The organism is Fulvivirga kasyanovii, from assembly GCF_009711405.1.
In the GTDB taxonomy this organism is placed as follows: domain Bacteria; phylum Bacteroidota; class Bacteroidia; order Cytophagales; family Cyclobacteriaceae; genus Fulvivirga; species Fulvivirga kasyanovii.
The window spans coordinates 1-12541 of the sequence record NZ_SMLW01000470.1 but is presented as its reverse complement, the minus strand read 5'-3'; the positions used below and the strand labels follow the sequence as shown (position 1 = coordinate 12541).

Sequence of the window (12541 nt, the reverse complement as noted above, 5' to 3'; positions counted from 1 at the left end):
TAGTCATTTAACTATTTTCAAGGTGACCCTTGATATCCTCGCTCAAAAAGTTCGAAATTGAGACCTTGAGGTCCACTAAATGAGGCCGTCCCAAAATGACTTTTGAGACGGCCTCATTCCTTTTTTCTATTTACATTACATTCGAAAAATTATAACCAAGGACTACTCCGATTCAAACCGAAATGAGTAGACCTTTCCGGCATCCGTCCCTCCATCGTCATTACGATCTGCTCCCGCAATGATAGTAAAACCCAGATATCCTGTAGTTACCGAAATACCGAACCTGTCACCGGCAGCTTCTCCATCAATATCGGAACCTTTTTGTATCCATAAGTTTTCCACTAGATTAAAGACCCTCACATGCCCTGCATTCTCCCCGTTTCCATCATTGCCATACGCACCAACTACCAGCGTTTTGCCGTCTTCTGAAAGGTGTAGAGCAGAGCCAAATGCATCTCCAGCCGCCTCACCTACCAAGTCTTGTCCTACTTGAATCCAGGTGGATCCATCAAGCCTGAACACTTGCACATAGCCTGGTTTAGTACCGGTGCCATCTACCTGATCCGCACCTATGGCGATCATCCGGCCATTATCTGACAGGCTGATGTCACTTCCATAACGGTCATTTGTATTAATACCCATGAGGTCCTGCCCAGTTTGAGTATAAGGCAGTGTAGGAGGGTTATCACTTCCTGAGTTTCCAAAGGTAAACACACGCACACGACCAATAGAGGAAAATGTAATAGAACCCTCAGCAAACCTTACCCCACTATCATCTATATCAACAGAATAACCTCCACTTCCCTGTGTCGGAACCTCTTCATTAGGTGCTTTCCATTGAATACCATCATTCTCTCTAAAAATCCAAAGTGGGATTACCTGGCTATCACTGGGAGATCCTGCTATGAAATCATCCCCAGTACCATTAATGGCTACTGAAAAGCCAAAATTTGTACCTACACTTTGACCGGACGGATCATAAGAATCAAAGAAGTTCCATTCATTATTGTTTCTTCGATAGATTGACGCTTTACCCGCAGTAAAAGTATACCCGGAAACGAATCTGGTTTCTTCATTTGGAGAACCTATAAGAATAGTCGATCCATTATAATTAACATCTACAGCAAAACCAAAATTATCTTCTTCACCTCTACCATCAATATCTCCTCCTATTTTGCTCCATCCTGTTTCAAGATTGTTACTAAAGACCCGTACATGTCCGGCATCTGTTCCGTTCTGATCATTGTATGGAGCCCCGACAACTAAGATGTTCTCATCATAAGACGTGCTTAATGACCTTCCAAAGCCATCACCGGCAGCCTCTCCCAGAAGTGCCGCCCCATACTTTACCCACTCATCCGGAAGGTTGCTGATCCTGCAATCCAATCGAAAGGTAGCTGTATTTTCCAACCCTGAAGCCTGTAATACGGCATCTATTGACTGGCGTTCCTCAAAATTGAAAAGAGAGCCGTCTGCCACCGTAATCACTCCGGTAGAAGGATCTATAGCTATTGCCCCCTCTACACTCTGAGATATAATTTCAAAGGTTACTACATCTTCTTCGGATTTAACAAGTGTAGGTGTAGCTATAGTATCACCCTGCACAGGATTTTCATCTATTGTAGCTGTCAAATCAGCCACCATAAGCGCCATTGATTCAAGCACTGTGATCGTTAAATTCACCTCTAGTGACTCGCCGTCTGCCGATACAACAATTGCACCGCTCAGCTTTGGGTTCACATCAGAATCAAATGCCACTGAGTTGGCGACTGTGAGTTCACCTGAGGTCTCATTAATTGAAAAAGCATTATCTACAGACTGTTGTGAGATAGCAAACGTCACAGGGACTTCTTCTTGTCCTTTTGTTGCCGTTGCTTCAACCACCCCAATGGACTGACCTGATTTGGCCCCCTCTGAAATGGTAAAAGTTGCATCCTTCGCCGTAATATTGATAGCTACTTCATCAGGAGAACCATCATTATCATCACTGCCACATGAGGATATTACCAGGATTGATACATAAAAAATAGCCAGGCGTAATGGCCTAAATAGTTTTGAAAATTTCATAATTCAAAAAAGGGATTAATTAAACTTTGAGTCTTCTTCAACTCATTAATTGATCCACAAAACAATAGAAAACAGGATGACTTTAATTAAAAATGACCTGGACAAAGACTGGACAACCCTGCTTTAAATGGCTAAAACAGGCCATTAAAAATTTTGAATGTAGGACGTAAGCAACTCATGCTTTTTAAGGTTCAGTTTTTTCCTTAACCTATATCTTGACTTTTCAACTGCTCCGGGAGAAATATGTAAAAGCTGTGCAATCTCCTTTGATGAAAGATTCAGTTTGAGGTAAGCACACATTTTTTTATCATTCAGGGATAGATCCGGGTGCTTCGATAATAATTTTTTGAAAAAATCCTGGTTTACTTTTTCGAAATGCATCTTAAAGTCATCCCAACGCTTATCAAAAGCAAAGTCATCTTCTATCAATTTAAGAACCTGCTTTGCTTCCAGGCCAGTCCCGGAAGATTTGGCCTGTTCATGAACTTTCGAAAAGACCTTATTCTTTCTATCCAAATTCATGGAAAGCGCAGAAAGCTGTTGGTTTTGGTTTAATATTTTCTCTCTCTTTTTTTCGTTTGCAAACCTTAGACGGTCGTATCTAAAAGAAAACATCACTGCAAAAAAGGATGCCTGGAAAAGTACTCCCAGATGCAAGAATACATTATGGTAGTTGCCATAGGTACTTATCAAACCTGATCCTGAGAGGAGAAAAAAAATGCACCCACCATAAAATGGCACATTGGCCACGAAAAACAACAATGACAGCGGTATCTTTCTATATAAAGCCGAAATAGAGATATATAAGAAACAAACAACAACGATAACCACTACGATGTAAAGCGGGAGAGTAACAGCAACCAGGTTTCCCACAAAAATTGTGAGCAAAGGAAATATGCAAAGAGTCCAAATCAGAAAATTAAATAGTTTCTTTTCCCATATAAAGTATTTTTTAAAGGGTACCAGTTGATACATTACATGAATGGCTAAAATGGTTATTGCAGAAGATAGCCATAGATCAAAATAGGCAAAGTATTTTGGCAATGAACTGAATGAGGAAAACAATGAAAATATAACCCCGCTATTATGAATTATTGTATACATCCATAATATGATATAGGCTAAAAATATAAGGAGACTCTTGTCCTTTGACCTGTAGTATAAAAAAATGAGGAAGATAAGAATACAAAAAAGTGCTCCGTTTACAAAAAAGGCTACATCCCTGTTAGCGTTTTCTTCTGTAAGCACATGATATGGAGTATGCGCCTGTATTCTTATTTCACCCGGAAACTTTAAGGCATTGCCGTTAATTTTTAGTTTAGCATAGTAAGTATGTTTTTGAAGTGGTACAGTAAGTAGCAACCGGTTACCCAACGGCACACTACGGTTTTTAAAAGGCACGAGGTTTCCTGTCTGCTCTTTAACCCACACGTCTTCTTTCTGGTAAAAAATGTCTACATAGGGCCAGTCAAAAAATTCCAAAATAGCTTTGTCAACATCCTTATCCGAACACTCAATGTTAAAACTAATCCAAAATACATCTGACCCGTTAGAAGTGATTGCATAAGGCAATTCGATGGCTTCAAATTGTAAATGGGTTACCTCATCTATGGTTAATCGCTTATTAGACTCATAATAAAGCTTTACACCGGTAATTGATTGTGAATTTGAAAATGAAGGAAGGAGGATTAAAAGGCAAAACAAGCTACTACATAAAATTTTAACCTTTTCAAATCCTGGCTTCATATAAAAAGTGTTGCAATCCCTGACAATGCTTATTTTATAACTATAGAGAAAAATCATTCATCACTCCGTGACAAAAAAATGGGCCGATCAAGCCCCGTGTCAAAGATAATTATTTCTTTTTTTACTAAAAGTTCCCTGATTTACTGACAGTTAAACATAAACGCCTGTCACCCCGCATTGTTAATTACCTTTAATCTCACTCTAATGCAAGGGTTCACATTTAAAGTCTAAATGGAGTATGAGTTTGCGTTGCCATTTGTTTGAAAATTCTAAATTTTCATCGGGAGTAATCGTTGCGTCAGTTGAGTTGTTAAATAAACCATGTCTTTACAATTAATTTAGTAATCCTCACCGGGGAGCAGTCAGAAACAAGCTCACCCTTATGATTGAAAAAAGCCGGCATTTACATACCGGCTCCAAATATGTTCAGGAAGGTAAAAACCTCAGATCTGGATTTTTGCACCCATAACCTTCAAAAATTCACCAATGAACTTGGGGTGTGCAGGCCAGGCTGGTGAGGTGACGAGGTTGCCATCTACATAGGCTCCGTCGACAGGAATGTCCTGATACTCACCTCCGGCGAGTGTAACTTCCGGACCTACGGCAGGATAGGCAGTAAGTTTTCTGCCTTTGACCACGCCAGCGGCAGTCAGAATCTGGATGCCATGGCAAATAGCTGCAACCGGCTTGTTTTCTGCAAAGAAATGTTTGACAATCTCAATCACCTTCTTATTGAGGCGAAGATATTCCGGTGCCCTTCCTCCGGCAATCACCAGGCCGTCGTATTGTTCTGCTTTTACATCGTCGAAGCTGTAGTTGAGGGCAAAGTTATGGCCCGGCTTTTCAGTATAAGTCTGGTCACCTTCAAAATCGTGAATGGCCGTTTTCACGGTATCACCCTTCTTTTTATCAGGGCAAACAGTATGCACGGTGTAGCCTACCATTTCCAGCATTTGAAAAGGGACCATGGTTTCGTAATCTTCGGTGAAATCGCCCGTAAGGAACAGTATCTTTTTCATAGTTGGGAAAGTTTTTTAGTTGGTTAAATTGACCTAAGAATTGTACGGAATACCTGCCAATGAAGATACAAATTATTAAGGGCTGCTTAAAATGCCGGCGAAGGTTTAACTCAGGGTTTGTTAATTGTCCCAGTCAAAATAATCATCCTCTTCAAGTTCAATGGTCTTTTGCTCATCACGACCTTTGTTTTTAAAAGCATCTTTGAGCTCCTTCACCTCCTTTTTCAGGTCGCTTACCACCTTTTTCTTTACACTTTCCTTATCATACATCACCCGGTAGTCAGAGGTAGTGCCTATTATTTTCAGAAATAGCATGGTCCTGCCGGAATCATCCTCTTCGATAGCTCCAAAAGCTTCATCCTTATCGATCTTGCGCTGGCTTCTCAGCGGAGCCACTACTTTATAATTGATATTCTGGTCGAAGGTGTGGGTGCCGGTTATTTTAATATCAGTAATGTTGCTGCTTACCTCCATTTCAGGCAGGTAAATCGTACGGTTTTCAATATGGATATCATTTTTGAGCTCAGAAAACTGGAGGTGGTCCAGCTTGTCCTCATCCAGGTAGCGGGCCAGCTTCTGCATGGGTTCAAAATTATTTAACTCTCCACCTTTAATGGTGGTGCTGATGTTGCTGGTCAGGGTTTCAGAATATAGTGAAAGGTTATCGTTGAAAGTCATCTCTGCATCTACACTGGCAAAGATCTTCCCTTTCAGATGCCTGTCTTCGAGGAAGTCCTGATTGAAATTTTCGAAGACATAAAAAATACTGTCTACATTGATGTCGTGCAGTGTAAAGCTGGTATTAACCCTTACCAGTTTGTTTCTGCTGGCATCTACCATGCCCGACAAAGCGATGGAGCCCCCCATAGCATTGAGCGTGATCTGATCAGACACGGCTACCTGATTTTTCACCTTGAGGTCGCCTCTGATGGCTGTAGGCTTAAACCTTCTGAACTTGAGGCTTTTGATATCACAATCAAACTTTAGCACCAGGCGGGGAGATATTTTGAAAGAATACTGAGAATCATCTTTCTTATCGCCACTGTTGGCCAGCAGCAATTGGTCCAGGTCTATAAAGTCGGATTTAAGGTCAGACTCTATGCCTACCGGTTCATTGTCGAAGAGAAGGTAGGCAATGATATTTTTAAAAAAACCGTTGAGCAGGAAGTCGCTGTTGCCCAGGCTTCCCGACACATCGCTAAGAGCCAGGTCATTGTTATTGAAAAGCAGGTTGCCTTGCAGGTCTTCCAGAGGCAGAGGGAAGTCCCTCAATGCCAGATAAAGGTGCTCCAGGTTGATTTCTCCTGACGTCTTGATTTTCTGCGCTGTCTCCTTCTTTTTAAGGTCTTTTAGCTGACCTTCAAAGTTGATGTTGGCATCCAGTACGCCTTTGCCCGACCTTATGTTTTCAGCTTTGTAAAACTTAAACAATGAATTAATGTCTATTCGACCTGAAAAATCGCACTTTACATAAGGTTCATCAAAATTTTTAAGGTAAAGATTGGACTTGAAGCTATTGCCCTCCAGCTCACCACTGATATTTTCCAGTTGGAGTGTTGCTGTATTCAGTTTTGCCATCTCAGCAGCATAAAAAGTGCCTTTGAGGTCAGCGTGAGTTATCTGTGCGTCAGTATCTGGATGGTAGAGCCTGCTGTCGACTAACCCAAAGTTTACCTCCAGTGCGGGGGATTTTTTGTCGCTGATCTCTCCTTTCATCACCAGGTCAAAATACACATTGCCTTTGCTCCGGTATTTACTGAACCTTTCAGAAGACCCTTTCGGCAATAAAGAAAGCAGGGTTTGGATATCTGTGTCCTTACCCTCTACAGCGAGGTCTACCAACTGTTTGTCTTTAAAAATGTAACTGCCGAATACACCAAAGTCCGACCCGCTGACTTTAACAGTAGAGGAGTTTATAGTAAGGTATTTTTCATCGTCATTGTAGTTGAGCTTTGAATTTACAAAGAGGTCCTTATTCTCAGCCCACATACTTTTGTTCACCATCAGATAGTGGAGAAAAGCATCTCCGGAGGTTTCTACATCATAAGTGCTGCCCAGCGCCGAAAGGTTGGCAGAGGTAGATTTTGTAAACACCTCCAGTATTACATCTTTAAGCTCGTTGGTATAGGTAAAAGTCACATCCTTCAGCCTGACCTTCGACAGATCCAGTTTTACTGCCTGGTGCTGTGTGGTATCCGGCTGTTTGAAAATGTCATAGTTTATTTCCCCCTGTTTGTTCATTTTCAGGTGGCACTTCGCGTTGGTGAGGTGGATTTCCTCTATGGTATAGTTGCCCCGGAATACCGCTATGGGGTTAAAAGTGAAATCTATCTTTTCGGCTGCCAGAAGTGGATATGAGCTGTCCGTGTAGCTTTCCTCAACATTTACATCGTGGAAGGTAAGGGATATTTGCGGGAAATTACTCAGCGACGAAACATTGATCTTACCTACATGAACAGGCGTGTTGATATTTTTATTGAACTCCCGGATAAAATGGTCAATAAGCTGGTCACGATAGAGAAAAGTGACCAGCACACTGCTGATTACAACTACAGAAGCTGCAAGAAGCAGGTATAGAAAGGTTTTCCTGAGTATTCTCTTGATGCTCAATGGGCAAAGTGTTTATCGCTGAAAAGCTACCGAAAGCTACATTTTTAGTCGTTAAACATCAAACAGAATGCCATGACATAAATTTTATAGTTTTTTTGTGCGAAAAGTTTGCGCATAAAAAAATCTATATTACATTTGCATTCCCATTCGCAACAGAGCGAATGAAATTAAAAGAAAGGGCGCTTAGCTCAGCTGGTTCAGAGCACCTCGTTTACACCGAGGGGGTCGGGGGTTCGAATCCCTCAGCGCCCACAAAAGACAGTCAGAAATGGCTGTCTTTTTTTATTTGCAGGATTTTACAAACCGGCTCCATTTTGTGGATCAAACGGAATTTCTGAGGATATCTTAAATGTTCACCTCTTTGTTGACAGACCGTTGTTAATCAGCAGTCGGCAAAAGCAGTAGGCAAACTCGTATAATAATAACAATAAGCGTTTTACTGATTTTCAGTGGCAAGTTTGGTGTTACTTGTTTTACTTAATCAATGGGAATAAAGAAACAGGGTGACCCATTTTACACTTGTCACCCTGCATTATGATTTAAACTTATTTTACTTCCAAAATACCATTGACCTTTACGTCTCCACTGCTTAGTTGTATGATGACGGTATAGGTTCCGATGTGTCCTCTTTTAGGAACTTTAAAAGAAAGGGTTTTTCCTCCGTCGGTACTTGACGGAACTGAAAATACAGTGCCAACGGCGGCGTTTTCCGGGACAAAATTTATGTTTGTAATTCCTGAAGATATTAAATTATTACCATAGATAGTCATTTGTTCACCTCTGGCTACAGGGTTGGGTGACATGCAATAAGCTACAGTACCTGTAGGTTCTGTTACATTAAAGTCGCCCAGGGCAATTTCTTCGTTAGTGGATACCTGGCGAAGCGTCAGGCCTATACTACCTGCTGCCAGGTCACAGGGGAGTACGGCTTTGATCTCATTTCTATTAACAGATATTATTCTGGCTGATAAGCCACCTGCTATTTGAACTTCCATGTCCTCTACGCGCGTGCTAAAGTTGCTGCCTTCTATGGTCACCATAGTACCCGCAGTGCCTGATGAGGGCGACATGCCAGAAACCTCTGCTTCAAGGGGTAATATTGTGAAATCATGAGCCACCGAATACGTAGCAGGCACACCCTTTCTGGTTACTTCTATCAGGTAATCGCCTGCATCCAGGGCATAATTAGGAATTTCACATTCTATTATTTTATCAGTTATCCCTGTCACGGTTATAGGGTTAGCATTAGCCCCTTGCAGGGTTACTGATATCTTTGAAATATCGGTGCCGAAGTTGCTTCCAATGATCTTAAATTTATCTAATATCCGGCCAGAATTTGGCGCAATTGCATTCACCAGGGGAGTGGCTATTTCTGTTACCGTAAGCGTCTGAGATGAAATAACTTCTTCTCCGTTTGCCTCAAGGTGTACATTATAAACTCCTGCGGAAAGGTTAGGGGGAAGCTTGACTTTAACCACTCCATCTTTCAATTCAAAATCATGAGAGTAGATGGTAGAGCCGTTGCTTGTAAAACCAATGGTTATGAGGTCAGGATCTGTTCCGAAATTTTCGCCCATTACAGTCACTATACTTTCCAGCTCCGTTTCCATGGGGGATATTTCAGTAATCACCGGACTCGGTTCTTTTACTACAAAGGACTGATCAGCGAAATTGGATTTATCATTGACCACAACCTTGATATTGTATGATTCAGGCTTTAAATCGGGCACCACTACCTCAAGGCTGGCAGATGCTGCGCTTTTCAGCTCTGCTTCATGGCTGGTTTGTTCGCTTACAAAGTACACTTTATTGTCAGCCACGTTATCTGAAAAGTTTGTTCCTTCAATGGTCAAAGTACTTCCCACTTCGCCACTCAAAGGGCTTATGCTTGAAATGGTAAGCTGCAAGGCTTCAGGTTCCTTTACCGAAAACCCGTCAAATGTAGTGGATCCCTGCTCCCATGACAGCTTGATGGTATACTGCCCACTGGCCAACGCATTTGGGACTTGTATCGTCAATTGTGAATCTGTCCTGCTAGTGGTTGTTACCTCGGTTGCATCTCCATCTTTCACAAAGGCAACCGTTTGCTCAGAGGCGTAGCTGTTAAAATTGGAGCCGGTTATCTCAATTGAGCTCCCTGCAGTAGCTACTTTCGGGTCCACCGAAATGATTAGGGGATTTTGCAGTGTGGTGGGGGCTGGGGGTTCCTCGGAATCACTACAAGCGTTTAAAACACAAAGCCAGGCAAGTACTAATAAAAAGTTGGTTTTCATAAATGAATCCTGTATTCAAATGGGTTAAGTAAGAATTGTTTGCAATGGGTTAGAGAAGTGGTGCGACCTGTTATAAAAGCATGCCGGTAAGAAGTTACTCAGCTTTCGAAAAGCATACTTGCCTCCAACTCCCTCTACAAGGGTAGGTTCCGGATAGATTGTATCTGAGGTAGTACGGTATGTTTCGCCACATACACCATGTACGGTTACAACAGAAAGCGGCAATGTAAGTAACTGCCGGGAAAAATGTCGCTGCATTTGCTGTCTTTAAAAAACACTATACCCAAAGGATGGGGCAATCCTCGACAAGGCATAGTAAACCACTCAACTTGATTTATATATGGGGAGCTAATATCAGCATACATCAGCAAATATATTGACCAGATGTACAGGTTAAGCGCTTATGTTTTGCGCGGATTTCTTTAAAGCAATCAATAGTACGCTATCAATTGAGTTAAAAGTTAACTGATATAAGTTCTCGTCAATACGTTAAGATTTGACAAGGTAACCACTCCATCTCCACTTGCGTGGCTTGATGCGATTACTGACTTTATAGGCGCAACACTTGCGCCAGAGGCGTTTTGGATGGAAAAACGGCTTCGATAAAGAACCGAAACCGCTATTAATCTAATTTGATTCACTGTTGACAAATCGTTATTTCTGTATCAGTTTGTAATGATTTCTCCGTGTCAAGAATAAAAACTGGGGAGTAACAGGATAAAAGCTGAAAGTCGCAACTGAAAGATCTTAATACAGCTAAATGAATATGTTGAAAAAATTTTCACTAGTGAGCAGATGTTTTGTGATTTAGACCTGTTTGCCAACTGCTCTTGCCAATTGCCATTTCACAAAGTAAGTAGCAGGTACATATGCCCGATTCTATACCTCCCCAGAAATTCGGACGGATCTATTTCTCCTGCCATTACTTATTCATTTGTCCCAATTTTTCGATTTTTCCCAACCATTTTGCTCTAAACTTTTCTTTAGAAAGCCTTATGGGACCAATAGTTGTGATACGAACTTTTCTTACTCCAATAAAATTCAATGTTCCTTTTTTAATAGCATTATGGCTTGGGTTTCCATACACCCACCTGTAATACCAGGCCGGTTGGTCTAATGTGCAAATTATTCTTGCAGTTTTTCCTGTAAAGCACTTATCGCTAAATAATGAATTCTCTCTTTTGTTGAAAGCAAACCCTGGAAGTAACACCCGGTCTAAAAAGCCTTTCATTATTGCAGGCACAGAGCTCCACCAAACAGGATATATCCACACCAAATGATCTGCCCATTTTAATTTGGCTTGAGTGTCTAGCAAGTCCGGCTCTAATTCGGTTCGTTTTCTATATCCAAACTGCAGGTTTGGGTTGAAGTTCAATTCTCTGATTTTTATTTCTTTTATTTCAGCATTTGAATTTTCAGCACCTTTCTTATAAGCTTCTGAAAGTCCATAATTGAAACTTTCTTCGTCGGGATGACCATTTATAATTAGTATTTTTTTCATCTGCTTTAAAAATATTTTTTCAATTTAGCTTCGAATTGAGAGTTGGTTAAATTTTCGATTTTAAAGAACTTATAAAGAACAAAAGAAGAAGGTACCGTTAAAAAGGCAGTGCAAATGATAAAAGTGCTGACACCACAAACCATAGCTAAAGTATTAGTGCCCATCTCTCCAAAGTGTAAAAAGGAATGATCCTGCTGTTCGATAAAATGATTTTGAACGGCTATCGCGTAGTCGTAAAAGCGAATTGAAAGCTCATAGAGTAGCCATATGGGGTAAAACCATATTCTTATGGCTTGCCACCACTTCCCAAAAATCGATTTTTGTAGTTTGTTTTTTTCTTCCATTTTTTAGTCTTTTTCACAAAAGTCTGGCAAACGGAAGCGTTATTATTTGATGTAAATCAAATTTGGGTTTTAAGATTTCTTATTCTGCTCAAGGTTTCAAGAGTAATTCCCAAATAAGAAGCAATATGGGTAAGAGGGATTCGGTTGGTGATGTACGGATAGATACTTAATAGGTGGTTATACCTTTCAACTGCTTTATTAAACTGAATAGTGTACAATCTTTCACAAAGTCCTAACATAGTTTCGGTTACCACCATACTAATGAAACGCTCAAAATCGTGGTGCTTATTTTTGAGTTTATCCATGGTATCCTTCGAAAACTCAAGAACTGTTGAGTCTTCAATAAACTCAACATAATGAGGACTTGGTTTTTCGCTAAAAAAACTAACAATGGGAGCCATAAATTGATTTTCAAAAGTGAACCAGTCAGAAATGTCCTTTCCATCTTTCAAATAATAGGCCCTGGAACAACCCTCTACTATTAGATATGCTTTTTTAGAAAATTGCCCCTGACGAACTACAATCTCCCCTCTTTTGAACATACTAACTTTTGAGCTGGCAATAAATTCTCGTTGACATGCCTTAGATAATGGTGAATAAATCTCTCCAATTTCATTTAAGATTTTTTCAGTATTCATTTTTTTAATTGACTACAGTTTCGGCCTGGCACCGATTTGCTATAAGGTTTGCCAACCATGGCTATGTTGTTACTTCTAACATACGCTTTGGGTGGTTAAAATTCAAGCTGTCTGGCAAGTGTTCAGTGATAGCGTCACTTGTACCTATTACTTTCCAGTCTTCAGACTGTCGTTATCATTTCATAGGTTCTGAGGCTTCATTTGTGGCGAATGCCAGCCACTTGAGCTAAAGACCTGAACCGGGCGGATTCCCTGCTCTATTATTGGTTGTAGAATCGCTGTGCTGAATATACTTCCGGTACATGAAATATGAATAATTTAAACTCTGGTTCTTTGAAGCACA

At 40.7% G+C, this 12541-nt stretch carries 9 protein-coding genes and 1 tRNA gene; 1 reads left to right on the top strand and 9 read right to left on the bottom strand.

Annotation, left to right across the window (positions count from 1 at the left end; translation table 11 throughout):
• Positions 1-162: 162 nt before the first annotated feature.
• The 4 genes from E1163_RS08460 to E1163_RS08445 all read right to left on the bottom strand — a co-directional run bounded on the left by E1163_RS08460 (position 163) and on the right by E1163_RS08445 (position 7442).
• The gene (locus E1163_RS08460) at positions 163-2067 is read right to left on the bottom strand and encodes a hypothetical protein (protein WP_155171003.1); all 1905 of its coding nucleotides are present in this window, start codon (positions 2065-2067) and stop codon (positions 163-165) included.
• Between the two features lie 144 nt (positions 2068-2211).
• Positions 2212-3771, bottom strand: coding sequence for a 7TM-DISM domain-containing protein (locus E1163_RS08455; protein WP_185156021.1), 1560 nt, complete (start codon positions 3769-3771; stop codon positions 2212-2214).
• A 485-nt stretch (positions 3772-4256) separates the two neighbouring features.
• Positions 4257-4832, bottom strand: a complete 576-nt coding sequence (locus E1163_RS08450) for a DJ-1/PfpI family protein (RefSeq protein ID WP_155171001.1) — start codon at positions 4830-4832, stop codon at positions 4257-4259.
• A gap of 120 nt (positions 4833-4952) precedes the next feature.
• A complete protein-coding gene (locus E1163_RS08445) occupies positions 4953-7442 on the bottom strand; it encodes an AsmA family protein (protein ID WP_155171000.1) in 2490 nt (829 codons plus the stop codon).
• 177 nt (positions 7443-7619) lie between these two features.
• On the opposite strand from E1163_RS08445, the gene E1163_RS08440 reads away from it, so the two are divergent.
• Positions 7620-7694, top strand: a tRNA-Val gene (locus E1163_RS08440).
• A gap of 293 nt (positions 7695-7987) precedes the next feature.
• On the opposite strand, the gene E1163_RS08435 is transcribed toward E1163_RS08440, so the two are convergent.
• From E1163_RS08435 to E1163_RS08415, 5 genes are all read right to left on the bottom strand, one after another.
• Complete coding sequence (locus E1163_RS08435; RefSeq protein WP_155170999.1) at positions 7988-9715, bottom strand: IPT/TIG domain-containing protein; 1728 nt, start codon at positions 9713-9715, stop codon at positions 7988-7990.
• A gap of 24 nt (positions 9716-9739) precedes the next feature.
• Positions 9740-9973: a hypothetical protein gene (locus E1163_RS08430; RefSeq protein WP_155170998.1), complete on the bottom strand. Its 234-nt coding sequence runs from the start codon at positions 9971-9973 to the stop codon at positions 9740-9742.
• A 664-nt stretch (positions 9974-10637) separates the two neighbouring features.
• Positions 10638-11216, bottom strand: a complete 579-nt coding sequence (locus E1163_RS08425; RefSeq protein WP_155170997.1) for an NAD(P)H-dependent oxidoreductase — start codon at positions 11214-11216, stop codon at positions 10638-10640.
• A 5-nt stretch (positions 11217-11221) separates the two neighbouring features.
• Positions 11222-11560, bottom strand: a complete 339-nt coding sequence (locus E1163_RS08420; protein ID WP_155170996.1) for a hypothetical protein — start codon at positions 11558-11560, stop codon at positions 11222-11224.
• A 56-nt stretch (positions 11561-11616) separates the two neighbouring features.
• Positions 11617-12198: a Crp/Fnr family transcriptional regulator gene (locus tag E1163_RS08415; protein WP_155170995.1), complete on the bottom strand. Its 582-nt coding sequence runs from the start codon at positions 12196-12198 to the stop codon at positions 11617-11619.
• Between the last annotated feature and the right edge of the window lie 343 nt (positions 12199-12541).

What these genes read in the sequence shown, in the direction of transcription:
- E1163_RS08460 (WP_155171003.1), bottom strand. Translation starts at nt 2,067, where the DNA reads ATGAAATTTTCAAAACTATTTAGGCCATTACGCCTGGCTATTTTTTAT.
- E1163_RS08450 (WP_155171001.1), bottom strand. Translation starts at nt 4,832, where the DNA reads ATGAAAAAGATACTGTTCCTTACGGGCGATTTCACCGAAGATTACGAA.
- E1163_RS08435 (WP_155170999.1), bottom strand. Translation starts at nt 9,715, where the DNA reads ATGAAAACCAACTTTTTATTAGTACTTGCCTGGCTTTGTGTTTTAAAC.
- E1163_RS08430 (WP_155170998.1), bottom strand. Translation starts at nt 9,973, where the DNA reads ATGCAGCGACATTTTTCCCGGCAGTTACTTACATTGCCGCTTTCTGTT.
- E1163_RS08425 (WP_155170997.1), bottom strand. Translation starts at nt 11,216, where the DNA reads ATGAAAAAAATACTAATTATAAATGGTCATCCCGACGAAGAAAGTTTC.
- E1163_RS08420 (WP_155170996.1), bottom strand. Translation starts at nt 11,560, where the DNA reads ATGGAAGAAAAAAACAAACTACAAAAATCGATTTTTGGGAAGTGGTGG.
- E1163_RS08415 (WP_155170995.1), bottom strand. Translation starts at nt 12,198, where the DNA reads ATGAATACTGAAAAAATCTTAAATGAAATTGGAGAGATTTATTCACCA.